The organism is Levilinea saccharolytica (assembly GCF_001306035.1).
Lineage (GTDB): Bacteria > Chloroflexota > Anaerolineae > Anaerolineales > Anaerolineaceae > Levilinea > Levilinea saccharolytica.
The window spans coordinates 77,367-101,884 of sequence record NZ_LGCM01000042.1 but is presented as its reverse complement, the minus strand read 5'-3'; the positions used below and the strand labels follow the sequence as shown (position 1 = coordinate 101,884).

General features: G+C 62.3%; 22 protein-coding genes. 4 read left to right on the top strand and 18 right to left on the bottom strand.

What is annotated here, in order from left to right; translation table 11 throughout:
* Positions 1–108: 108 nt before the first annotated feature.
* Positions 109–981 (top strand): S-methyl-5'-thioadenosine phosphorylase, encoded by an 873-nt coding sequence (gene mtnP / locus ADN01_RS12510; RefSeq protein WP_062417611.1) that lies wholly within the window; start codon positions 109–111, stop codon positions 979–981.
* A complete protein-coding gene (locus ADN01_RS12505; RefSeq protein WP_062417610.1) occupies positions 978–3,614 on the top strand; it encodes an FtsW/RodA/SpoVE family cell cycle protein in 2,637 nt (878 codons plus the stop codon). Before mtnP ends, ADN01_RS12505 begins: the two co-directional genes overlap by 4 nt.
* A gap of 16 nt (positions 3,615–3,630) precedes the next feature.
* Here the strand turns inward: ADN01_RS12505 and ADN01_RS12500 are convergent, their stop codons facing one another.
* Positions 3,631–4,899, bottom strand: a complete 1,269-nt coding sequence (locus tag ADN01_RS12500; protein ID WP_062417609.1) for a DUF3488 domain-containing protein — start codon at positions 4,897–4,899, stop codon at positions 3,631–3,633.
* 91 nt (positions 4,900–4,990) lie between these two features.
* Positions 4,991–5,896 carry a TIGR01777 family oxidoreductase gene (locus ADN01_RS12495; protein ID WP_062417629.1) on the bottom strand — a complete coding sequence of 302 codons (906 nt, stop codon included), beginning with the start codon at positions 5,894–5,896 and terminating at the stop codon, positions 4,991–4,993.
* Positions 5,897–6,062: 166 nt separating this feature from the next.
* Between ADN01_RS12495 and ADN01_RS12490 the strand changes: the two genes are divergently transcribed.
* Positions 6,063–6,566 (top strand): HNH endonuclease, encoded by a 504-nt coding sequence (locus ADN01_RS12490; protein ID WP_062417608.1) that lies wholly within the window; start codon positions 6,063–6,065, stop codon positions 6,564–6,566.
* Between the two features lie 12 nt (positions 6,567–6,578).
* Here ADN01_RS12490 and ADN01_RS12485 read toward each other — a convergent pair whose 3' ends face one another.
* The 11 genes from ADN01_RS12485 to ADN01_RS12435 all read right to left on the bottom strand — a co-directional run bounded on the left by ADN01_RS12485 (position 6,579) and on the right by ADN01_RS12435 (position 18,746).
* Complete coding sequence (locus ADN01_RS12485) at positions 6,579–7,331, bottom strand: MBL fold metallo-hydrolase (protein WP_062417607.1); 753 nt, start codon at positions 7,329–7,331, stop codon at positions 6,579–6,581.
* A gap of 11 nt (positions 7,332–7,342) precedes the next feature.
* The gene (locus ADN01_RS12480; protein ID WP_062417606.1) at positions 7,343–8,758 is read right to left on the bottom strand and encodes a stage II sporulation protein M; all 1,416 of its coding nucleotides are present in this window, start codon (positions 8,756–8,758) and stop codon (positions 7,343–7,345) included.
* On the bottom strand, positions 8,751–9,692 hold the full coding sequence (locus ADN01_RS12475) for an ABC transporter ATP-binding protein (protein WP_062417605.1): 942 nt from the start codon (positions 9,690–9,692) through the stop codon (positions 8,751–8,753). Before ADN01_RS12475 ends, ADN01_RS12480 begins: the two co-directional genes overlap by 8 nt.
* A gap of 42 nt (positions 9,693–9,734) precedes the next feature.
* Positions 9,735–10,604 (bottom strand): prolipoprotein diacylglyceryl transferase, encoded by an 870-nt coding sequence (gene lgt, locus ADN01_RS12470; RefSeq protein WP_062417604.1) that lies wholly within the window; start codon positions 10,602–10,604, stop codon positions 9,735–9,737.
* 24 nt (positions 10,605–10,628) lie between these two features.
* Complete coding sequence (locus ADN01_RS12465) at positions 10,629–11,252, bottom strand: CDP-alcohol phosphatidyltransferase family protein (protein ID WP_062417603.1); 624 nt, start codon at positions 11,250–11,252, stop codon at positions 10,629–10,631.
* Between the two features lie 103 nt (positions 11,253–11,355).
* The gene (locus ADN01_RS12460) at positions 11,356–13,578 is read right to left on the bottom strand and encodes a DNA translocase FtsK (protein ID WP_062417602.1); all 2,223 of its coding nucleotides are present in this window, start codon (positions 13,576–13,578) and stop codon (positions 11,356–11,358) included.
* Between the two features lie 8 nt (positions 13,579–13,586).
* Positions 13,587–14,534: a 30S ribosomal protein S1 gene (locus ADN01_RS12455; protein ID WP_062417601.1), complete on the bottom strand. Its 948-nt coding sequence runs from the start codon at positions 14,532–14,534 to the stop codon at positions 13,587–13,589.
* 112 nt (positions 14,535–14,646) lie between these two features.
* Complete coding sequence (locus ADN01_RS12450) at positions 14,647–16,578, bottom strand: histidine kinase N-terminal 7TM domain-containing protein (RefSeq protein WP_062417600.1); 1,932 nt, start codon at positions 16,576–16,578, stop codon at positions 14,647–14,649.
* 20 nt (positions 16,579–16,598) lie between these two features.
* Complete coding sequence (locus ADN01_RS12445) at positions 16,599–17,138, bottom strand: GNAT family N-acetyltransferase (RefSeq protein WP_062417599.1); 540 nt, start codon at positions 17,136–17,138, stop codon at positions 16,599–16,601.
* Between the two features lie 9 nt (positions 17,139–17,147).
* Positions 17,148–17,858 carry a hypothetical protein gene (locus ADN01_RS12440; protein ID WP_147239000.1) on the bottom strand — a complete coding sequence of 237 codons (711 nt, stop codon included), beginning with the start codon at positions 17,856–17,858 and terminating at the stop codon, positions 17,148–17,150.
* Positions 17,859–17,909: 51 nt separating this feature from the next.
* Entirely contained in the window at positions 17,910–18,746 is an 837-nt protein-coding gene (locus ADN01_RS12435) for a purine-nucleoside phosphorylase (protein ID WP_062417597.1), read from the bottom strand.
* 326 nt (positions 18,747–19,072) lie between these two features.
* Here ADN01_RS12435 and ADN01_RS12430 point away from each other — a divergent pair, with 326 nt between their 5' ends.
* Positions 19,073–20,635 (top strand): GGDEF domain-containing protein, encoded by a 1,563-nt coding sequence (locus tag ADN01_RS12430; protein WP_062417596.1) that lies wholly within the window; start codon positions 19,073–19,075, stop codon positions 20,633–20,635.
* On the opposite strand, the gene ltaE is transcribed toward ADN01_RS12430, so the two are convergent.
* The 5 genes from ltaE to ADN01_RS12405 all read right to left on the bottom strand — a co-directional run bounded on the left by ltaE (position 20,632) and on the right by ADN01_RS12405 (position 24,517).
* Complete coding sequence (gene ltaE / locus ADN01_RS12425; protein ID WP_062417595.1) at positions 20,632–21,666, bottom strand: low-specificity L-threonine aldolase; 1,035 nt, start codon at positions 21,664–21,666, stop codon at positions 20,632–20,634. The genes ADN01_RS12430 and ltaE overlap by 4 nt on opposite strands.
* 32 nt (positions 21,667–21,698) lie before the next feature.
* Complete coding sequence (locus ADN01_RS12420; RefSeq protein ID WP_062417594.1) at positions 21,699–22,616, bottom strand: RluA family pseudouridine synthase; 918 nt, start codon at positions 22,614–22,616, stop codon at positions 21,699–21,701.
* Between the two features lie 2 nt (positions 22,617–22,618).
* Positions 22,619–23,194, bottom strand: coding sequence for a signal peptidase II (gene lspA / locus ADN01_RS12415; RefSeq protein WP_062417593.1), 576 nt, complete (start codon positions 23,192–23,194; stop codon positions 22,619–22,621).
* 148 nt (positions 23,195–23,342) lie between these two features.
* Positions 23,343–24,131: an alpha/beta fold hydrolase gene (locus tag ADN01_RS12410; protein ID WP_062417592.1), complete on the bottom strand. Its 789-nt coding sequence runs from the start codon at positions 24,129–24,131 to the stop codon at positions 23,343–23,345.
* Between the two features lie 11 nt (positions 24,132–24,142).
* Positions 24,143–24,517: a response regulator transcription factor gene (locus ADN01_RS12405; protein ID WP_062417591.1), complete on the bottom strand. Its 375-nt coding sequence runs from the start codon at positions 24,515–24,517 to the stop codon at positions 24,143–24,145.
* Position 24,518 lies beyond the last annotated feature (1 nt).

Sequence of the window (24,518 nt, the reverse complement as noted above, 5' to 3'; positions counted from 1 at the left end):
CGTCCGATCCGGTTCCGGCTGAAGGAAAACCGCCCGCGAAATTCACGCTCTGGCGGATCGTTTTCCTCTGTGCTATGATTCGCGCATCTTGACCAAAGGAGAACCTGCATGTCTGAAAACAGCCCAGTCTTAGGCATTATTGGCGGTTCCGGTTTATATCAGTTCCCCGGCCTCACCGACACCGCCCAGGTGGAGGTCGAAACCCCCTTTGGCGCGCCCAGCGCGCCCGTCATCACCGGAACCCTGGCGGGCAAGCGCGTGGCCTTTTTGGCCCGCCACGGCCTGGGGCACACCCTCACCCCCACCGAGGTCAACTACCGCGCCAATATCTACGCCCTCAAATCCCTGGGCGTGCGCCGCGTCCTGGGCGTCAGCGCTGTCGGCTCGCTGCGCGAAGATTACGCCCCCGGCCACCTCATCGTCCCCAACCAGCTGATTGATTTCACCCGTAAACGCGCCAGCAGCTTCTTCGGCGAGGGTTTGGTGGCCCATGTGGGCGTGCCGGATCCCTTCTGCCCCGACTTTTCCGAGCTGACCTACCAGGCCATCTCCAGCACCGATGCCATGACCCACCAGGGCGGCACCCTGGTCACGATCGAAGGCCCGCGTTTTTCTACCCGCGCCGAATCGCATCTGTTCCGCTCGTGGGGCGTATCTCTCATCGGCATGACCGCCTGCCCCGAAGCCTTCTTGGCGCGCGAAGCCGGGCTGTGCTATGCCACCATCGCCCACGTCACCGATTACGATGTCTGGCATCAAAGCGAAGAGCCCGTTTCGGTGGAAATGGTCATCCAGACCCTGCACCGCAGCCTGCACATCGTTCAGGAAGCCATCCTCTCCCTGCTGGAGTCCTTAGACGCCGAACCGACCTGCGGGTGTGAAAGCAGCCTGGAGAAAGCCCTCATCACCAACCCCAGTCACATCCCGCCGGAAACGCGCCAGCGCCTGGCCCTGCTGGTGGGCAAATACCTGGAGCCGTGAACCACCTCTTCCCGCAAAGCGTCTCGCCGCGAGACCAAACCCAAAGCCGCCTGATGCTGCTGGCGGCCGGGTTTGTGTTCCTCTACGCCGCCGCCCTCACCCTGGCCCCCGCCGTGCGCCTGCACACCTGGCAGGCTGAGCTGCGTTGGGCGCACTGGCTGGGGGTGGCCGTGTGGGTGTCCACCTTTGCCCTGCTCCACCGCCTGCTGCTGCGTCAGCTCCCTGACCGCGACCCCTACCTGCTGCCGGCCGCCGCCCTGCTGACGGGCTGGGGACTGATGACCATCTGGCGCCTGGAACCCCAGTTTGGTCTGCGCCAGACCCTTTGGCTGGCCATTTCTGGCGGGGTGTTTGCCCTCGGCCTGCGCATCCCCGAACCGCTGCGCCTGCTGCGCCGCTATAAATACCTGTGGCTGACCAGCGGACTGCTGCTCACCGCGCTGACCTTCTTCATCGGCGTCTATCCTGCCGGGGCCGGGCCGGAATTATGGCTGGGCTGCTGCGGGGTGTATTTGCAGCCTTCCGAGCCGCTCAAGCTGCTGCTGGTGGTGTACCTTTCGGCCTATCTGGCCGACGCCCTGTGGCTCAAGTTCAATTGGGTGTCGCTGCTTTCCCCCACCCTGGTGCTCACCGGCGCCGCGCTGGCCCTGCTGCTGGCTCAGCGCGACCTGGGCACCGCGCTGATCTTCCTGACCCTGTATTTCCTGATCCTGTATCTGGCCTCCGGCCGTGCGCGGGTGATGGCCGCCGCGGTGGGGGTGGTGTTGGCGGCGGCGGTGTTGGGCTCGCTGCTGTTTGATGTCATCCAGACGCGCATGGCCGCCTGGTTAAATCCCTGGGCCGACCCCTCCGGGCGCTCCTTCCAAATTGTGCAGTCCATTATGGCCGTCGCCGCGGGCAGCCTGATGGGCAGCGGCCCCGGCCTGGGCAGCCCAGGTCTGGTTCCAGTGGCCCATTCCGATTTTATCTTCGCCGCTATCGCCGAAGAAATGGGGTTGGCGGGCAGCCTGGGTCTGCTGGCGGTGGTGGGTCTGTTCGTCTCCCGCGGCCTGCGCGCCGCGCTGCACGCCCCGTCCAATTACCAGCGTTATCTGGCCGCCGGTCTCAGCGCCTACATCGGCGTACAGTCCATCCTCATCATCGGCGGCAACCTGCGCGCCCTGCCCCTCACCGGCGTTACCCTGCCGTATGTCTCCTACGGCGGCTCTTCCCTGTTAACTTCGTTCATCATCCTGCTGATTCTCATTCTCATCAGCAGCCCCGCCGAGCTTGAACCGGCGCCGCTGCCCAAGCCCGCCCCCTACCGCCTGTTGGCCCTGGGCATGGTGGGCGCGCTGACCGTGCTGGCCCTGGGGGCAGGCTGGTGGGCGCTGGTGCGCGCCGCTCCCCTCAGCACCCGCGCCGATAACCCCCGCCAGGCCATTTTGGACCGCTTTGTGGGACGCGGACGGCTCTTAGACCGTTCGGGGCAGGCGCTGGTGGCCGATGTGGGCAGCCCCGGCAGCTACCGCCGCCAGATCAACGTACCCTCCCTGAGTCTCGTCACCGGCTATGCGCACCCCCTCTATGGCCTCTCCGGGCTGGAAGCCGCCCTCAACCCCTATCTGCGCGGCTTACAGGGCGTTCCCACCTCCGAGATTCAAACCAACCAGATGCTCTACGCTCAGCGTCCCCCGGGTCTGGATGTGCGCCTGAGCCTAGATCGAGCCTTGCAGGCCGAAGCGGACCGCCTGCTGGGCGAACACCGCGGCGCGCTGGTGTTGATGAACGCGCAGACCGGTGAAATCCTGGCGATGGCCTCACACCCCTACGCCGATTTCAACCGCCTGGACAGCGATTGGGACACCTGGCGGCAGGACCCCTCTGCCCCCCTCTTCAACCGCGCCGTGCAGGGAACCTATCCCCTCGGAGCCGCCGTCAACCCCTTCCTGCTCACCGCCGCCGCGGGGCGCGGGCCGCTGCCCGCCCTGCCGGGGGCCTTCGCCAACCGCTCCAATTCGGCAATTTTGGAATGTGCCCTGCCCCCCACAGGGGATCTCAACTGGGAACACGTGGTCTCGGCGGGCTGCCCCGAAGCCGCCGCTGCCCTGGAAGAGCTGCTCGCCCCCACCGCGGTCAGCAATCTGTACCGTGATCTGGGTTGGGCCGAAGCCCCCGATCTGCCGTTGAATGTGGCCGTCCCGCCGGTGCAGGATGCGGCACAGCCGCTGCAAACCGCATCCCTACGCGTTTCTCCCCTGCAAATGGCCCTGGCGGCAGCCAGCCTGAGCGCCGACGGGCGCACCCCCGCCCCGCGTCTGACGGTGGCGGTGAACACCCCCGCCGAAGGCTGGGTGATTTTACCCAGCGGCCCCACCCGCGAAGCCCTGCCGTCGCAGCCCGTTCAGGATATCTCCGCCCGGCTGGCCCTCACCGATCTGCCCCTGTGGATGAGCGTGGCCCGTGCCGCCAGCCCAGAGCAAACCGTCACCTGGGGCCTGGGCGGAACCGTGGCCCGCTGGCAGGGTTCACCCCTGGCCCTGGCCGTGGTGATTGAAGAAGACAACCCCGCCGCCGCCGCGCACATCGTGCGCGAAATGCTCCAGGCCACGTTGAACCCCACCACCCTCAGCAGCAGCCCAACTCAGCCGTAGTTTTTACCTGCGAATTTCAGCGCGACCAGGCGGGCAGGCGTTCCACCAGGGCTGTCAGCGTCATTTCGCGCAGGCTGGCAGAGCGCAGCCACACCTCGCGCAGCGCCGCCCCCAGGCCGGTCAGCCCCAGCCATTCCGCCCAGCGCAGGGCCGACCCGCGCGTGATCACGTCCCCATACCCGGCGTAGAAATCCAGATAGGCGTTGAAATCCCAAATGGGAAATTGGAACAGCAGACGGTTGAAGATCACCAGCGCGCCCCACAGATAGAGCACCTCATACACATGCACCGGCTGTTCGCGGTCCTGCAAAATCAGGCTGATAAAAAACGCCTGCGGGATGAAGAAGAAGGTCGCGTAGCGCATCATATCCGTGCCGCCGTACATCATCCCCAGCAAATTGACCCCCAGGTAAATCCAGATCCACGGGCGGTAGGCCCCCAGCCCCTGCCAGGCGCGCCGCAGCCGCCCCGGGGTGGCCAGAATCAGCAGCGGCATCCAATACGCCGCCAGGTTGAAGACGTAGTTATAGTTGCGTTTCCAGTTCAGCGGCATGCCGAAGAGGGTCTTTAGAAATTGGGGATCGTTGAAGGGGTCCAAAATTTGCTGGGTCATGGTGATGGGGATCAGCCAGCGCGGCAGCGCCAGCACCAAAAGCGTCCCCGCCGCCGTCAGGCCCATCCACACCAGGGGGCGCACATCCTTGCGGTTCGCCCACCATTCCCGCGCCCACAAAAACAGGGCGATGGCGATGGGGATGATCAAATACTCGCGGATGAGCAGGCCAAGCACGCCCAAAGACACGGCCAGCGTCGGTTTGCGGTACATCAGCGCCAAAATGGCGAACACCAACAGCGGGTAGGCCAGCTGGTCGGGGCGGTAAAAATCAAACAGCAGGAATTTGACGTTAAACAAGGCCCCCGCCGGGATGGACATGACCACCAGAGCCGCCCAAAAGCCAGCCCCCAGCTTGCGCGCCACAAAATACACCCCCCACAGGGCCGTCAGCAGCCCGCCGTAAGCCAGCAGCTTAAAGCCCACAAAGGTGGGCGTCCCCAAAAGCTGATTCAGCCCGCGAGCCAGCAGCGGGGTAATAAAGCGGTAAGCGTAAGGCGCGGCCAGGTTGGGGTTGCCCCACACGCCGTTCTCAGCCATATCAATGTAATACACAAAATCCCAGGCGTGGCCTTCCACCACATCCAATCGGTTGGTCAGGCGGTCTAAGGCCAGAAGAATCAACAGCGCCAAAGCCAGCGCGGTCAGCGCCTGTACGGTCGTTTTTTTCATGCGGGTCGTCCCTTTCGGTTAAAAATCATCCGGCCCAATTGTACCTTAACCGTACAGGCTTGGGCCGGAAGTAGAGCCGAAAAAGGGGGGATCAGCCCAGGGCTTCGCGCAGGGCCGCACTCAAATCGGGCTGGCGGAAGGTGTAGCCCAATTGCAGCAGCCGCGCCGGAACCGCTCGCTGCCCATCCAGCACCAGGGTGCTCATCTCACCCAGCAGCAGGCGCAAGGCAAAGGCAGGCACAGGCAGCCAATAGGGCCGCCCTAACACGCGTGCCAGGGTGCGGCCAAAATCACTCATGGTCACCGGCTGCGGGGCGGTCAGGTTAAACGGCCCGCTGGCCTGGGGATGATCCAGCAAGAAGAGCATGGCTTCCACCTGATCGCGCAGCGAGATCCACGGCCACCACTGCTGGCCGCTGCCCAGCGGGCCGCCGATGAACAGGCGGAAGGGCAGCAGCAGCCGTTCCAGCGCCCCGCCGGTAGCCGTCAGCACCAGCCCGGTGCGCAGCAGCACCCGCCGCACGCCCAAAGCCTCAGCCGCCTGGGTGGAATGCTCCCAATCCACGCACACCGAGGAGAGATAATCCTCCCCCGCGGGGGCTTCCTCGGTCAGCACGTCCTGGCTTTTCACGCCGTAGTAGCCCACCGCCGAGGCTTGCAGCAGCAGCCCAGGGCGTTTTTGGGCCTGTTCCAGCGCGCGCACCAGCGCCTGGCCGCTGTCCACGCGGCTTTGGCGGATGCGCGCTTTGCGCTCGGCGTTCCACCGGCCCGCGCCGATATTCTCGCCCGCCAGGTTCACCAGCGCATCGGCCTCTTCCAGCCAATGCACCCAGCCCTGGGGCGTGTGCCCATCCCAGGCGGCGGCCTGCGCCCCCGCCGGAAGCCGCACCCGCTCCGGATTGCGGCTGAGCACCGTCACCGCATCGCCGCGCTCCACCAGCCGCCGCACAAAGGCCTGCCCAATCAGGCCGCTCCCGCCCAGGATCAATACGCGCATGTTCATACCCTCCGCTTTTCAGACTCATTCAGCCGCTTTAAGGCGGTTGACCTGCCTTGATTGTATCCCCAAAGGCAGAAACGGCTCAACGCTTTGTGTAAGGTTGCCGCAGGGGGCAAATTGCTGCCGCCTCAAGTCGTGCTATAATCCTTCCAAGGGTGCTGCGATGGATGAAGCGGTATTGGTACTCAACGCCAATTACGAACCGATCAACGTCTGCGATATGCGGCGTGCGGTCGGGCTTCTCCTGGCCGAAAAAGCCTCACTGGTGGTAAACGGTCGCGGGAGTATTAAAACTGCGCGCAACGCCTTCCCCCGCCCCTCCATTATCCGCCTGGATAAGATGATCCACCGCCCCCGCCCCACCGTCAAGCTGACGCGGCGCGAAGTCTTCCGGCGCGACGCCCACACCTGCCAATACTGCGGTCGCACCGGCGGTGAGATGACCATTGATCACATCTTCCCGCGCCGTTTGGGAGGCCGCCAGACGTGGACCAACGTGGTCACGGCCTGCGCCGCCTGCAACCACCGCAAGGGGGGCCGCACCCTGGAGGAATCGGGCATGACCCTGCTGCGCCCGCCCAAGGAGCCGCCGGCCTCTGCCCTGTATATTTTTGGTAGGCATTTAAAAGAATATTTCGAGTGGGAACCCTACTTGAACGGCTGGTAACCGCCCCCCAAATTACAGCTCAAACTCCATAAAGTCTTTCGCCAGCTGCACCGGCTTGCCGAACGTCTCAGCCGCCGCCGCGGTCAGCTCGGCTTCTTCCAGGGTGGTATCGTAATGGATCAAATACAGCGCCTCCACCCCGGCCTGGCGCGCGGTTTCGCCTGCCTGCGCGGGGGAGGAATGGCCGGTTTGCTGGCCCGCCGATTCGTGCAGCAGTAACTGCGCCCCGCTGGCCAGGCCCACCACCGCCGGGCAAGGCTCGGTGTCGCAGGAATAGGCTGCCGCCTTGCCGCTGGCATGGAACAGTACGCGCAGCCCCACCGTGGGGATGAGATGGCGCACCGGCGACGCCCACACCGACAGGGCCGCGTCAGCCACCACCGGCGTCATTTCCTCGGCCGGCAAGACGTGGAACACCACCGGGTAAAAATCTGGCCAGCGCTTCCAGTTGTACAGATCCATCATGGCCTGCAGGCGGTCGGTCACATCCGCTAACCCGTACACATGCAGCGGTTCGCGGCGCCCCAGCAGCCACAGATCCATCAAGAGCAGCGGCGCACCCGCCACATGATCGGGGTGGAAATGGGTCAAAATCAAATCGGTCAGCCGCAGCGGGTCTACCCCCAGCCGGCGCAGGCGCGGAATAGGACTGCTGCCGCAATCCACCAGCACCACGCGTTCGCCCGCAGTGAACAGCAGGTGCGTGTTTTCTTGCTCCAACCCCGCCACCGCATTTGCGGATCCCAGGACAATGATCTTACCCATACCCTCTCCTCTTAGCGGAAGAATAAGAGCGCCAGGCGCGGGGTAAGCCAGGATTCAATTCCCGCGGCGATGATCAGCAGCGGAATGACCACCCCTACCATGATCTTACACCAGTTTGCAAAAGCCGCCAAACCCACCTCGCCCACAGTTTTGGATGAATCCGGCGTGGCCAGGCGTGCCCCCGCGTGGATCACCGCCGCCGTGGCCAGCACCGCCGCGGGGATTTCCAGCACGGCGTGCGGCAGGATCAGCATCACAAAGGTCAGCGGCGGAAAGCCGTTGGAGACCAGCAGCCCGTACAGATACCCCACCGCCGCGGTGGAAGCCATGAGGGGTAAAACCCCCAGAATACCCAGGGTAAAAGCCCCCACCACCGAGGCCAACAGCAGCACGCGCATATTCTGCCAGAAAATGGCCATCACCGGCGCCGCCCCCGCCAAAGACCACAGGTCCAACAGGTCTTGCAGGCGGCCGCCCATCTGGTCCATATCCGCAACGTTCAGCGTCAGGAAAAAGCGCGGCACAATGCTCAGGCCGATGGCCACCCCGGCAACTGCCAGCCCCGCCGCCACCCAGATGCCCACGCGCATATCGCGCAACGCGCGCGGCAGGCTGCGCGTCAGCCACATGCCAAAATGCGCCGCCCCGCCGGTAAATTCCCGCCGGAAGACGCGCCACATCCATTTCACATTGAGCACATCAATTTCGCGGCCCAAAAGCTCCTCGCGCTGAAAATGGGCCGTGCCCACCCGCACCAGCAGCACCGTCAGCACCAACAGCCCCCCCACCGCCCACCACAGGGTGGTGTAATCGCCCCAAAACATCACCACCGACTCGCCCTGAATGAGCAGCGCCACCGGGATGATGATGAAGCTGGAGAGCAAATTGGCCGAGCGCACCGAGGTGGCCTGGGAGGAAACCACCACCGCCCCCGCCACCATCATCACCGCCTGCACCACCGTCAGCGAGAAGATCTGGAACAGCACTTGCAGCGGCGGCAGGGGCACCCCCCCAATCACCAGACCCGCCAGGTACACCGACATGCCCAAAAAGCTGGACAAGAGGGGCGGGATGGTGGCCGCCAGCAGCTTGCCCAAATACAGCTGCCAGTCTTCCAGGGGCGTATTGAGCAGGGGCTCAATGCTGCCGCGCTCTTTCTCGCCCACAAAGGTTTCCAGGGCGATCACCAGCGATACCGAGATGGGGAAGAAGCCCACGATCATCAGCAAGAAGGGCACCAGGCGCTCACCGATGATGGTGGCCCCGTAGCGGTTGACAAAGCCCAACATCTGCTGGGCGGTGAAGTTCATCAGGAAGGGGAAAAAGACCGTCAGGCCCAACACCGGGAAGATGATGCGCCAGTCGCGCAGCTGGTCGCGCACTTCGCGGCGGGTGATCACCAGAGCAGGGTATAAACGCTTAAACACGGGCGGCCTCCTGGCGGTTTTCTTGGGCAACGGCCTCCAAGTAGGCTTGTTCCAGGCTGCGCGGCACTTCGGAGAAGGCCACCACCGCCAGACGTTCCTCCAACAGGCGGCGCAGCAGCCTGGGGTTGGCCGCATCCGGCGCTTCCACGCCAAAGCGCAGCCAGTTTTCGCCCTGCCCGGTCAAATGCACGCCCTCCGGCAGCCCATCCGGCGTCCAACCATTCAGGCTGCTGCCCAGGCGCGCCTCAAATTCCGGCGCCCCCAGCAGTTCGCGCTTCAGGTTTTCCGGCGTGCCGGTGCGGATGATGCGCCCGGCGCGGATGATGGCCACCTGATCGGCCAGCTCTTCGGCTTCCAGCAGGTTGTGGGTACACAGCAAAATGGTGCGCTCGCTGGAGCGCAGGGTGTGAATGGCGTCGCGCACCATGCGCGCGCTTTCGGGGTCCATGGCTGAGGTGGGTTCATCCAGCAGCAGAACGGGCGGCTCGTGCAGCAGGGCGCGCACCAGGGCCAGCTTTTGGCGCATGCCTTTGGAATATTCCCCCAGGCGCTTCTTGCCTGCCGAAGCCAGGCCAAACTGCTCCAGGAGTGCATCGCTGCGGCGGCGCGCCTCGCGGCTGCTCAGGCCGTATAAATTGCCGTAAAACTCCAGGTATTCATGCGCGTTCATGCGCCCATACAGGCCGTGATGTTCGGTCAGCACCCCCACCACCCGCCGCACCTCATGGGCCTGCCGCACCACATCAAACCCCGCCACCAGCGCTCTTCCGCGGGTGGGCGTCAGGATGCTGGTCAACATGCGCACGGTGGTGGTTTTTCCAGCCCCATTCGGGCCTAAAACCACCATCACCCGCCCGGTAGGCACGTCTAAAGAGATACCATTAACGGCCACAAAATCGTCAAAATGCTTGGTAAGATCCTCTGCCAGGATCATCCGGCAACCCTCTTTCTTGGGCCGCCCCACAGGGCAAACGGTCTAGGCGTCTGCCTCCGCGGCCGGCTCCAATGGTTCGTCGTCGCCCGCCTCGTCCTGAACTTCTTCCGGTTCCACCGGAAACAGCTGCCGACGCAGCAGGATGAATGCCAGCGAAGACAGAGCCGTGATGGCCATCAGGGTTTGGTTAGCGTTTAAGCCAGCGACCGGAGAAGGATCCAGCCGCAAATACTCCAGGAAAAAGCGTCCCACAGGGTAGATAATCAAGTAAAGGAAGAAAATCTCACCCTTACGCAGGCGCTGTGCAAAACGCGCACCCACCCACAGCAGCACGCCCATATTCAGCAAATTCCACAGCATTTCATAGAAAAACAGCGGGTGGTAATATTCCACATTGGCAAAGTCTGGCAGGCGGTAGCGCGGCTCAATGAAAATCGCCCAGGGCAGGTTGGAAGGCCCGCCGTACAATTCCTGATTGACATAATTTCCCCAGCGTCCCACGGCCTGCGCCAGGGCCAGCCCCGGGGCGATAAAATCGGTCCACTGCAAAAAGCTCAGCTTGTTGCGGCGGCAGAAAATGTACACCGCGATGGCCCCGCCGATGACTGCGCCGGGGATCCCCAGGCCGCCGTTCCAGATCATGAGCATATCCAGCGGGTGGGTCAGATAATACCAGGTGGTGTAGCCGCGTTCCACCATCGAGGCCGGGGGGGTTAAAATGTGCCAGATGCGCGCCCCCAAAACGCCGCCCAGCAGCGCCCAGGGGAGCATATCCCACACTTTTTCCGAATCCACGCCAGCTTTCTTGGCGCGCCAGGCGGTCAACCAGGCTGCCGCCAACGCCCCCAGCATGATGATCACACCGTAAAAATGGATGAACAACGGGCCGATAGAAAAACCTTCACGAGTCACAGGGCTACCCTCAGAAATAAAGAATTAATTCGTGCGCGCGGCATGCGCCTGACGGCGGACATGCAGGATGCGTTGGACAGCGGTCACATTTGACAGCACCGCGATGACCCACAAAGCCGCCACCGGAATATTAAAGACCAGACCCGGGATGAGAACGATGTAGCGCTCCAGGCGGGAAAGGATGCCGATCTTGGCGTCATAGCCCAGGGCCTCGGCTCGCCCGCGAATATACGAAACCAACAGCGACCCCGCCGCCGCCAAATAAACCAGCATGGCCCCTTCGCGGTTGGCATGCTCCAGGAAATACACCAGCAGGCCGCCCAGGATAAAGAATTCTGAATAGCGGTCGGTCACCGAGTCAACAAAGGCGCCAAAGTTGGAGGATTCTCCGCGCAGGCGCGCCATAGTGCCGTCTAAGAAATCAAAAGGCGCCATCACCAACAGCAGCAAGCCCGCCCAGGTCATGTACCCCAGGGCTGCCAAAACCGCCCCGCCCACATGCCCCACCAGGCCCAAAATCGTGATGGTATTCGGTTTGATTCCCAGGCGGTTCAAAAACACCGCGATCGGCAGAAATGCCCCCTTAAAAATCGCCCGCGCATAGTCTGTAACAGTCTTCGGCTCTTCTTTCTTCACTGCCTGTTCCAAGTCTAGCTCCGTCGCAAAAAGGGTAAACGCCGGCCAAAGCCAGCCTTCTTATGCTATCTTACCCCAGGCAAACTGTCAAGCGAGAGGCTCAACCTTGCCCGGCTCAATCCTCGTCCTCGCCGTCATACCCATCCCGCGCTGAGCCGTCCAGGTCAATTTCATCATCGGGACTCATCAAGACCTCGCGCTCGCGCCCGCCGGGTTGGGCCGGCCCCACCACCCCCAAAGCCTCCAACTCTTCCATCAGCCGCGCCGCGCGCGGATAGCCGATGCGCAGGCGGCGCTGAAGCATGGAGGTGCTGGCGTGCTGCGAGCGGCGAATGACCTCGATGGCCTGTTTCACCAGGGCGTCGCCCCCCTCTTCTTCGGCCTCCTGCAGCAGTTCTTCCCAGGGGGCAGCTTCCTCCGAAGGCGGAATGCTGCGCTGCCAGAAGGCAATCACCTGATCCATCTCCGCGTCGGTCAAAATGACCCCCTGAGCGCGGGTGGGCGTGCCCACTTCCGGGTTTAGGAAGAGCATATCACCGTGCCCCAGCAGCGTCTCGGCGCCGTTCACGTCCAAAATCACGCGGGAATCCACCGCCGAGGCCACCGTGAAGGCGATGCGCGCCGGGAAATTGGCCTTAATCAGCCCCGTCACCACATCCGTGCTGGGGCGCTGCGTGGCCACCACCAGGTGAATGCCCACCGCGCGGGCCAGCTGCGCCAGGCGCACAATGGCCCCTTCGGTCTGCTCTGGAGCCGACATCATCAAATCCGCCAGCTCGTCAATCAAAATTACAATGCGCGGCAGGGTGGGTTCCTTGTGGCGCAAAGCGCGCTGGTTGTACCCCTCCAGGTCGCGCACGCGGTTGGCTTCCAACAGGCGGTAGCGCGCGTCCATCTCCTGCAGCGCCCAACGCAGCACCCCCAACATGCGCTCCGTCTCGGTTTCCACCGTCCCCAGCAGGTGCGGCAGGCCCTTAAAGCGGATCAGCTCCACCATCTTGGGGTCCAACATGGCCAAACGCAGCTGCTCCGGCGAGTTGTTCATCACCAAACAGGTGGCGATGGCGGCGATGCACACCGATTTGCCCGAACCGGTCGTCCCCGCCACCAGCATGTGCGGCATGCGCGAGAGATCCGCCAGCACCGGCTGCCCCGAGACATCCCGCCCCAGGGCCAAAGCCAACGGGGCGGTCATGCGCTGCATGGCGGGCGTTTCCAGCAGGGAACGCAGGCGCACCATGGCGCTGTGGGCATTGGGCACTTCCACCCCCACGAAAGACTGCCCCGGCACCGGCGCCTCAATGCGCAGCCGTTCCGCCGAAAGGCGCAAAGCCAGGTCTTTGGCCAGCCCAGAAATCTGCGAAACGCGCACCTTCTGGCGCTGAGGGGCGCCGTCGGGGCCGATCTTATCCACAAACCCGGGTTCCACCGCGTATTGGGTCACGGTGGGCCCCACGCGAAAACCCACCACCCGCGCCGGAATACCAAATTCGGCCAGGGTCTGCTCAATCAACTGGGCCGAATGATGAATCTGGCCCTCATCCGGCCGTGAATCTTGATCGGGGATCAGCAAATCCAGCGGGGGCAAATTGGGGCTGCGCTCCACCCGCGCCACCGGCTTCACCATCACCGGTTTCGGCCCGCTGCGTTTGCCGCGCTGCGGTTTGTCCGGTGCATCCGGCACAGGCTCCAGGGTTGGGGAAGCCTGGGCGGGTTCTTCGGCCGCCAGGAATTCTTCCGGCGCGTCCTGAGCCAGCCAGCTTTCAATGCGGCGGCTCAGCCAGGCCAGCCCTCCCAGGGCGTGCGCCGCAAACAGCAGCGCCAGCAGCACCAGCACCACCGCGTCCAGCGGCCCCGGCAGCGCCAGGCGCGCCAGCTCCGCCAGCCCCCAGCCCACCAGGCCGCCGTCCAGCCCCAAATCCGCGCGCTCTAAAGAACGCCCCCCCACCAGCGCAGCCAGCGCCAGCAGGGTGAAAACCAACCCTTCCAGCGAAAGCACGCGCCCCAAAGGCAGCCGCCGCAGGGGCGGGTCTCCGCGCCACAACAGCAAAACGCCGCCGAAACCGGCGGCCAAAATGACCAGGAAAGCGCCCCAGCCCAGCCAGCGGCGCAGCAGCCCGATCCAAAAATCAATCACCACCCCGTGGGTCAGGCTCACCAGGCCCAAAAGGGTCAGCAAAGCCAGCAGCAGCAGCCCCACCCCCGCCAGGTCGCTGCCAAAGCGGTCCAGGCGCAGCCAAAAGCCCGCGGCTTTATCCAGCCAGCGGTCTTGCGGTTCAGGCACTGCGGCAGGTTCGCCGCCGCGCTTTTTCCGCGGCGAACGGGGTTCCTCCGGCACGGGTGCTCTCATTCCAAAAGGCTCACCAATCCCAGCCCCAGGCGGCGGCGGTTGGCATCCACATGCAAAATGCGCACTTGCACCGGCTGGCCGACGTGCAGGTAGTATTCCAGATTTTTGATCCCTTCGGGGAGCGTGATCGAAGAAATGTGGATGAGACCCTCCACGCCTTCAGGCAGGCGCGCAAAGGCCCCAAAGCGCATGATGGCGGTCACCTCCGCCGGAACAACCTCACCGGGGTGGTGAACTTCGGTCATGTGTTCCCACGGGTTAGCGGTGAGCTGCTTCAGGCTGAGCGCCACGCGCGAAGTCTCCTCGCACACCTGCAGAACCAGGGTCTCCACCGGATCGCCGATGACGCAGATATCCCCAGGGTGCTGCACGCGGCCCCAGGAAAGCTCCGACACATGGATCAGGCCTTCCACCCCGCCCAAATCCACGAATACGCCGAAATCGGTCACGTTGGTCACATGCCCCTGAACGCGTTGGCCCACCCGCAGCGATTGGAACAGCTGCTTGCGGCGGCCTTCTCCGGCCAAAGCGGCCCGCTCCGAAAGCACAATCCGCTCCAGCGACGGCTCACACTCGATCACTTTCAGATCCAGGGTGCGGCCCACATAGCCCGCCAGACGGTTTTGACGCTCGTCTTCCGACAGCGTGGTCGGCACATCAATCAGGTGCGATACGGGCACGAAGCCCTGCATCAATTCTCCCTGAACCAATAGGCCGCCGCGGTTGTAACCCGTCACCTGAAGGGTGATGATCTCGTCCTGTTCAAAAAGATCTTGAACATGATCCCAATCTACTGAAGCCATCCCATTCGTCTGCGAACGGCTCTGCGCTTCCGCACGGGTTGCTGAAAATGTGTCCTCATCCGCTAATACTGACGCCCACCAACCTTCATCTAAGTCTGGTGCTTGATCTTCAGCGCGGACATCGGTGCGCTTAAACAACATGTATTCACCTCCCCTGGGAAGGCCTGCAAAGATCTCTAAGGATGGGAAGAAACAAATCGCCTATCATTTATTTTATAACAATTTTACAATGAAACGCTAGTGGATTTTGTAACTACTCTGAATCTGGGGGGTTTTGGGGGGTCAGATTTTCTGTTTCGGGCATTTCCACCCGCGCCAGGGCTTCCATTTCGGTCACCGCCCGCGCCACAGCCTCAATGGCCACGCGCTGCTTGCGGTACAAATCAGCCTCCGACATGGCCAGACGCATGGCCACCTCGCGCACCTTACGGCCCTCCAGGAATTTCATCTCCAGGATATTATACAGGATCCATTCACCCGTAAAGCGCCGCTCCCCTTCAGGGCGCACGCGCTCAATCGCCTCGCGCAGCACCCCCCGCACGGCGTTGGCGCGGTTGCCGTCGTAGGTATCCAGCGAATCCTGCACCACTTTCAGGTTCACCAGTGCGCTTTCGGTCAGCTTCGGCCCGCCCCAATAATGCGTCAGGGCTTCTTTCACAGACTGAGCCAGGTCGGGCGACACCTCCGGCACATCCAATTGCAGCAGCACCGAGCCGTCATAGCGCCCCACCGCGCGCATGCGCTGGATCATGTCCATATCCGAAGACAGGGTCTGCAAACCGCCCAAAATCTGCTGCAAACTGCGCCGGTCGTGCAGGGCCAAAGCCGCGCGCTCCACCAGCAGGTTCAGCCCAAAGACCTCTTCCCGATCCAAACTGGCACGGTCGGTGTTGGCCACCACCATCAGACCCATCAGCGAATCATTCTCCAGGGGCACAATCAAATGGGGCCCCCATTGAAAGGTTTCCAGGGACACCCCGTTTTGACCCCAACGCTCCTGTAAAGCCTCAGCCGGCGGCGTAGCCATATCCTGAGCGTTGCCCACCCGCACCAGCCAATCCAGTTCGCCCCCTTCCATCACCGCCAGCATGGCCCCGCTGGCCTGCAGCCGGTCGCAGACCGCCGCCAGGATCATTTCTAAGAACTGGGTCAGGTCGTTTTGGGTCATAAAGTGGTCTTCCAGCCGCCGCAGCACGCTCAGGTCTTCGCGCTCCTGGCCCGAAAAAAGCACCCGCTCCCACCACGGGCTGAACACCGTGATCAAATACTGGAAGACCAAAATGGTGACCACCATCAGGATGGGCACCAAGGGGGTGTAATTCTGCCCAAACAACTCCCCGGCCCGCCGCACCACCGTGGTGATGCCCAGGGTCAGGCTGGCGCTCACCGGCCCGCGCAGAATCCATTTGAACAGACGGCTTTTCACCGCCCGATCCGGCCACGACACCCCAAAGAAGGCCACCGAGTACGCCATCACCACCACCAGCCCGCCCAACACCAGGTTGCTGAGGGCCGAAAAAGACCAGAAGAACAGCGGGTGCTGGGCCACCAGTTCGGAGCCAAACAGCAGAAACGGGAAGGAGCCCACCGTGGGCGCCACCGCGCCCAACAGCAGGTAACCCATGCGCCGCTGGCTGGTGGGGGTCGTGGTGCGGCGGTAGGCACGGATGAAATTGATCCATGACAGGGCGGTGATGCCCAGGTAATACAGGGTGAAGACGTCCGTCCAAAAGGTGCGCTGCAAATGGGGCGCGGGCTGGTCGGTATTGACCACCGGGCCTAACAGTACGCCGATCACCAGGAAAAAAAGGAAACCTGCCGAGATCAGGTACGAAATGCGAACCGCCCAAAAACGCCGCCAACGGCTGGGTTTGCCAGTGGTGGCCAACAGCGCATCTGAAAAATACAGATAAGCAGGCGGGAGGAAGATGATTCCTACCCATTGGAAGTGCAGCCAAAAGCTCAGCCAGGAGGTCTGTCCGGTGGTAGAGCCGATGGCCTCACCAGTGAAAACCACAATGACGCACACCAGAATCGCCGCAAAAGAGCGCGCCACCCGGTCGCGTAAGTTGAACGCCAGGGCATACAGCAGCAGCGCAAAGGCGGTGATGGCAATGCCAGCGGTGAGAATTTGGCTGGTGGTACGAAAAAAGGCAAGTAGCCAGGCGGTTAAGTTCAAAAGCAAAGCCCTGCCCTCGCTCCCTGTTAGCGCAGGAAGCGGCTGAAGAATAAGGCGATATCCTGGTTGGCGTAAAAATGATCGTGGTAACCAGAGAACTCAAAGCGCAATTTTCGCGCCAGGCAAATAGCCGGGTAATTCTTTGACTGCATCTCAAGCATAAAGCGCCGCAGACCGCGCTGGGCTGACCAATCTTGCCCGGCCAGAATCAGCCCGCTGGCAATCCCCTGACGGCGGAGCTGCGGTTTCACCACCAAATCCGTCACCCAGGCGGTATTGGGGATCAAACGGTCTTTAATCCGCAAATACCCCACGGCTTCCGAGCCAATCACCGCCACCATCACCACGGCCTGCTGGCCCCATTCATCCGCCAAAACCGTGCGCGCGTAGGGGTAATCCACCTTCACCGAACGCGGCAGACGCACTTCGCGGAAATTCACCAACGTTTGCCCATCTTCCACATTTCGATCCATCTGCCATACATATTGGGTCTCGTAGCTGTGGCCCAGACCAGCCAACACCGGCAAATCGGCAGGAACCGCAGGGCGAATTTCAATTTCGGGCATAGCGCTCCTCTAATCTTCCTCCGGGGCTACCACCCGGATGGTGATCTGGCAAATCGGGAAAGGTTGGTTTTGGTTATCCGTCACCACCAGCCGCAGCAGGTAATCGCCAGGGATCAAATCGGCGGTATTCCACACCCCGCCCAGGGGCTGATCTTGCAGGGGCTGATTGCCCGCCGCAATCGTCACCCAGCTGTCGCTGCCCGGCTGAGAGAACTCATACTTGTAAAAGCCCAGGTTGCCCACCGTGATGGTGCCGCGCAGCTCCACCAGACCCGAGATCTCATCCCCGTTTTGCGGCAAGGTCCATTCCAACTGCCCAGGGATGCAGCCCTCAGCGGGGGGCGCCGCCGTGGCAGCCGGGGCAGCCGGGGCCGCGGGCGCGCCTGCCAGGGCTTCGGCGGTGGGGCCTGCGGCCGCCGCGGATTCAGGCGTTGTCAGCAAATCCAACGTGGGCGTGGCCAGCATCACTGGCTTGGGACGCGCCGGAATCACAAATGACGCCAGGAAAAACTCGGCCGCAATCAGCAGCGAAAGCAAAAAAAACATCGCCAGCGAAGCGGTGATGCGCCGCTGGGCCAGTTCCCGCTCCAGGCCAAACTGGGCCGCGCGGTACTCCTGCCACACCAGGTAAGCCCGGCGCAGCGGAAATAACGCCGCCAAACCCAGCACGACGTAAATGACCACCTCGTAATTTTCGAGGAGATTGAAAATATCATCCATAAGGCAGCGCGAGATGACCTGCCCCACCCACAGAATGGGCGGGGCCCTGGATTACATGCGTTCCAAAACGCCCAAAACCACCGCCTTCAAGCGCGGCACCAGCACCCGCCCGGCCTCCAACACCTCTTCGTGGGTGGTCTCGGTCGAACCGTCCAAATTGGCTTTGTTGCTGATGCCCGAAATGCCCAGCACGCGCATACGGTTGTGACGCGCCACAATCACTTCCGGCACGGTGGACATGCCCACAGCGTGCGCGCCGATGATGTGCAGGAAGCGCAGATCCGCAGGGGTCTCGAAGGACGGCCCCGACAGCGAGGCATACACGCCCTCGTGCATCGGCACGCCGCTCTCTTTGGCCACTTCCAGGGCAATTTTGCGCAAGGCCGGGTCGTAAGGCTGGCTCATATCCGGGAAGCGCTCGCCCAGCTCGGGCAAATTGGGGCCGCGCAGCGGGTTGGGGCCGGTCATGGCAATCAAAGACAGATGATCTTTGATCAGCATCAGATCCCCCGGCAAATAGCTGGGGTCAATCGCCCCGGCGGCGTTGGTGACAAACAGGGTCTGCACGCCCAGGCGCTGCATCACGCGCACGCACAGCGTCACCTGCGACATGGAATAGCCTTCGTAATAGTGCGCCCGCCCCTGCAAAACCATCACTTGCTTGCCCGCCAGGCGGCCAATCACCAGGCGGCCTTTGTGTCCCTGCACGGTGCTGGTCGGCCAATGCGGAATCTCAGGATAAGGCACATATACCGCATCCTCCACCGCATCCCCCAATTCACCCAGGCCGGTTCCCAAAATCATACCCACCTGGGGAAGTTCTTTTAAACGGCTGCGCACGGCCTGTGCCGCTTCGTCAATTTGTTCCAGAGTCAAAAATAGTTCCATCTGCGCGGTTCCTCCAATCTTCTCAAACTGAAACACGGTAAAGAAAGCTGTTTGTGCAAATAAGAGCATAGGAATTATAACAGATATGCGCACACCCCGCCCCGCGCAGGCCCGATCCAACAGGTTGTGGCACGATCGTTGCAATCCTCTGTGTGCAGAAGGACGGCTGTTTCAACCATTCCGCGGGCAATTTTTTCGCACTTTGCAATATTGTTTGCACATTTCCCCACCAAAAAGGTTAAAATTTGGTTATGAATGGAAATATTCCCCAAAAGGCTGAGCAATCATCCCTTCCAGGGCTAAAAAACAGCGGTGATCCTTTCCGATTGAGCACAGATGAACTGCGGCTGCTGATCTTGCCCGTCATCCTCATTTCGGAAGGGCTGCTCATCCTATGCCTGATGACGGGCTTCGATCCGTCGCTCAACGCCCAGCAGCGCATCTTTAATGTGCTTTTGGGGGTGTTGGGGTCCATTTACAGCCTGGTGTTTTATTTCTGGATTATCCCCGTTACTCCCTATTTTAAGAGTCTGCGCTGGCTGCTGCCCATCTTCAACGGCGTGGCGGTTTCCACCACCGTCCTGCTGGGGCCGGTCTATATCCAGGAGTTCGCCCTGCTGGTGCTCATCACCTTCACCCTGGGCACCACCATCCTGTTTGGCCGCCTGCCTGGCTACACCTTTATCCTCACCTCCACCCTGCTGCTGTCCATCTTTTCTGGCCATCTCACCCAGTTGGGGGGGCTGACGGTGTGGGGTTGGGTCCTTTCCGTGCCCATCCTGGGCATCATCATTATTGAAACCGTCTCGCGCATGGTGAACATCATCAACCACCACCTGCGCCGCATGCGTACCCTCAACGATGTGGCCAGCAGCTTGTCTTCATCCATCGAAATTTCCGAAGTGTTCGAGATGATGTCCACCGCCATCCAAAGCGCGCTGCAGGCCGATACCTACTACATCGGCGTGAAGCAAAACGATGACATTCGCCTGGAACTGCTCTACGACGGCGGCGAATTCTTCCCGCCCACGCATGTCCCCATCCACGACAGCCTGTCCGGCTATGTGGTGCGCAATAACCGCTCCATCCTGCTCCGGCATGGGGCCGCGGACGCCAAAAAGATTGGGATCGAATTGAAAACCGTGGGGAAGGCGCGCCTCAGTCAAAGCTGGATGGGCGCACCCATGGAGCACGACGGCGAAGCCTTTGGGGTGGTGGCCGTGGCCTCCTACACCGACAGCGCCTTCACGCAGAGAGATTTGGAGCTGCTGGAAAACATCGCCCAACAGGCCTCCATGGCCATTGATAACGCCCGCCACCATTCTCAGGTGGAACAGCAGTCCCGCCTTGATTCGCTCACCGGCACCTTAAACCATTACACCTTCCTGTCCGAGCTGGGCGGCCTGCTGCAAACCGCCTGCAGCCTGCGACAGCCGGTGAGCATCATCATGCTGGATATTGACCATTTCAAGCAGTACAACGACCAGTTCGGTCATCTGGTCGGCGATCGTGTGCTTACCTCGCTGGCCCAATGCATCCTCTCCAACATCAAGTCCACCGATCTGGTCGGCCGCTGGGGCGGCGAGGAATTCATCATCGCCCTGCCCAACGCCCACGGATCTCAGGCCAATGCGGTAGCCCACCGCCTGCGCAATTCGCTGCGCGCCGTCCAGGTGCTGGACCGCACCGGTCAACCGGTGGCTCCACCCACCATCAGCCAGGGCATCTCCACCTTCCCCGAAGAGACCCAGGAAATGTACGCGCTGATTGATCTGGCGGATAAACGCCTGTACCATGCCAAAGAAAATGGGCGAGACCAGGTTGCGGCCCCGCCCCATGCTCATATTCATACGACTGAAATCGCGCCCAAACAGCGCCCGTCCCACTAAAGCGCGCTGCCGAAGGCCTTCACCGCCCGTTCCACCCCCTCATCGGTAATCCAATAATGCGTCACCATGCGGAAGCGCCGCGCGCCCACCGCCCCCACCTTCACGCCCTGCTGCCGCAGGCGTTCCACCACCTGCGCCGCGTTGTCGGTGACCCCCGCGGCCAGATTGGCAAACACCATGTTGCTGGCGGGGTGCTCTGTGTCCAACACCAGGCCGGGGATACGGCCGAGCCCAGCGGCCAAAGCCTGCGCCCGGCGGTGATCTTCGCTCAAGCGTTCCGTCATCTGCTCCAGGGCCACCAGCCCCGCTGCGCCCAAAACGCCCGCCTGGCGCATGCCGCCGCCCAACTGCTTGCGAATGCGGCGCGCCGCGCGGATGAACTCCGCCGAGCCGCACAGCACCGAACCCACCGGCGCGCACAGGCCCTTGCTCAGGCAAAAGGTCACCGAATCCGCAGGAGCGGCCAGATCCGAAGCGGGAACGCCCAGGGCCGCCGCCGCGTTGAACAGGCGCGCCCCGTCCAAATGCAGCTTCATGCCGTTGGCATGGGCCAGCTCAGCCGCCTGCCGCGTATATTCCGCCGAAAGCACCGCCCCGCCGCAGCGGTTTTGAGTGTTTTCCAGAATCACCAGGCGCGAAATCGGGTGGTGGGGGTCATCCGGCCGCACCGCCGCCTGAATATCCTCCAGGCGCAGCGTGCCGTCCGGCTGGTTTGGCAGGGTATGGGCAAACACGCCCCCCAGGGCCGAAATGCCGCCCGCCTCAAACAAAAAGGTGTGCGCCAAATGGCCCATCACGGCCTCATCCCCGCGCTGACAGTGTGCCAGCACCGCCGCTAGATTGCCCATCGTCCCCGAAGGCACGAACAGGCCCGCCTCGTGACCCACGCGCTGCGCCGCCAGGGCTTCCAGACGGTTCAGGGTGGGGTCTTCGCCAAAAACGTCGTCGCCCACTTCAGCTTTGGCCATGGCTTCGCGCATGGCCGGGGTAGGTTGGGTGACGGTATCCGAACGCAGGTCAACGATTTCCATAGCAGCTCCTGATGCAGTTGGGGGTAGGGGGTTCAGGCGCGCCGCAGGGATTGTAAAACCGTCTCCAATTCGGGCGGCAGCGCGGCCTCAAAAATTCGCGGGCTTCGTTCGCCGGGCAGCACCACCGACAAACGGTAGGCATGCAGAAAATGTCGTTCCAGGGGCAGGGTGGGGTGGCGGTGGCCGTACACTGTATCGCCCACAATGGGGCAGCCCAAAAAGGCCAGGTGCAGGCGGATCTGATGGGTGCGGCCGGTCAGCGGGTGCGCTTCCACCAGGCAGTACCCCCCCAGGGTTTCACGCACAAAATATTCCGTCACGGCCTCGCGCCCCTTGCCCGGGGCCACCACCGCCATGCGCTTGCGGTGGCTGGGGTCGCGTCCGATGGGCGCATCTACCCGCCCGCTGGGGGTCGGCGGCGCGCCGTCGGTCAGCGCCAGATAAGTCTTGTGCACCTTGCGGCTGCGAAACTGGTTTTGCAGCCATTGATGGGTGCGGTCATTTTTGGCCATCAAGATCAAACCGGAGGTGTCCTTATCCAGGCGGTGAACCACCCCCGGGCGCACCTCGCCGCCGATGCCTTCCATGCCCGGGGCGTGCGCCAGGGCCGCGTGCACCAGCGTGCCGGAGCTGTGCCCGGCCGCCGGGTGCACCACCATGCCCGCGGGCTTGTTGATCACCATCAAATCATCGTTTTCAAACACCACATCCAAAGGGATATCTTCGGGGGTCAGGCCGCTCGGCTCCGCCGCAGGCACGTACATCCCCACGGTTTGCCCCGCTTCCAGCACCAGGCCGGGTTTGCTCACCGCGGCCTCATCCACGCTCACCAGCCCTTCGCGGATCAACGCCTGAATGCGCGAGCGGCTCAATTCCGGCATCCGTTCGGCCAAAAATTTATCCAGGCGGGTTTCCTGGCCTGAAAGGCAGGTGAAGGTATGCAGTCCCATATTTACACCACCGGGCCTTGCTCAATCGAATTTTGCGAATTTTGCTCAGCCAAAGCCGCTTCCGCGGCGCTTTGTTCCGCGGCCAGCCGCTGCTTTTCCAGCCGGCGCGCCCGGCGGTCATCCGCCCACACCCCAAGGATCAGCACCACCACCCCCACGGTGATGCTGGAATCAGCCACGTTGAACACCGGGAAGTTGCCCACCGAGAGAAAATCGGTCACATGCCCCACCGTCAGGCGGTCAATCATGTTCCCAGCCGCCCCGCCCGCCATCAGCCCCAGCGCCAGGCGCAAAGGCCAATCTTTGGCCGGAATTTGCGGAAAGTAATAAATGATGCCGATGATCACCAGCGCCGCTAAAGCGGCAAACAGCGGGTTCTGATCCTGGAACATGCCCAGGGCCACACCGGTGTTATACCAATGCACAATGCGCGCATACGGTGAAAGCGCGCTCCACGGCATCCAAATTTCACCCATCTCCAGGTTGCTGCGCACCAACCATTTGGTCCACTGATCCAGAGCGATCACCACCCCTGCCAGCCCAAACAAAAAACCATAATCCCGTAAATATCGTTTCAAACCCAGCCTCCGCGGTCAGCATGTGCCCCTGATTGTACTCGATTTTTAAAGGCGCGGGAATCTGCCCGGCTCACAGCGTCAAAAAAAGCGGAGGCATCCTCCCCCGCCGCATCCCCCGCCAGCCGTCTCGCCCCTGAACCTGGCCCGCTCAGCGCACGCGCCGCTTCCACTCTTCTTTCAATTGCAGCTGCCGCGGGCTTTCCCCCGAATTCAAGGTCAAAAAGTCCACCATCAGGCGGTTAAATTTGTTGCTCTCATCCAACATGGGGAAATGGCCCGATTCATCAAACAACACCGTGTGGGTTTTCTCTGGCAAGGCTGCCAGCTGCTCCAGGGATGGGGCTGTCACCGCCGCGTCGTTATTGCCGTGCACCAGCAAACAGGCCGTGGTAGATTGCCCCCACAGCGCTTTGAAATTGACAGAAGCCAGCGCATTGAACGAGGCGGTCAGCGCCTGAGGGTCGGTTTTGGGGGCATCCGCGCGGGCGGGTTCCGTTTCGGGAGTGCGTCCCAAAAGCCACTCAGCCAACACTGGCGGGGGACTGGTGCGCAGGCGCGGGTTGATGCTGGCCTCATCCATCGGGTAGCTCACCGCCATGACCCGATCCACCACCTCTGGGAAACGCGCTGCGTATAAAAGGGCCACAAAAGCCCCCAACCCGTGCCCCACCAAGGCCACGCGGCCAATGCCCAGCTCCAATAAGAAATTGTCCAGCAGCGAAACCTGACCTTCCAGCGTGTAGCGGCTGGCGGATTTGGCCGAATCCCCAAAACCCCATAGATCCAAAGCATAGGCGCGGTATTGAATGGCCGCCGCCTGCATCACCGGGATCCAATAGCGCCAGGAGCCGACCCAACCGTGCAAAAAGATCAGAGGCCGGCCCCTGCCCAGCACCTCGTAATGCACGATCTCGCGGTCCACCACAATAACGCTCATGCCGCTCCCGTTTACTTGCCGTACATGGATAACAGTTCGCTCACGCGCTGGGTCAATTCATCCGGCGCAAAGGGCTTAAGCAAATATTCCGAAGCGCCCGCTTCCAGGCCGTTTTGAATTTCCGCATCCTGCCCCTTGGCCGATAAAAACACCACCGGAATGTGCTTGATGCGCTCGTCCAGTTTCATGGCCGCGCAGGCTTCGTAACCGGTCATGCGCGGCATGCGCACATCCATCAAAATCAAATCCGGCATCACGCCGGGGGCCGCTTCCAGGGCCTCGGCCCCGTTACCCACCGCCACCACGTCATGCCCGGCAAACTGCAAGGTAAAAGAGATCAAATCGCGAATATCGGGTTCATCTTCTGCAATTAATATTTTTGCCATT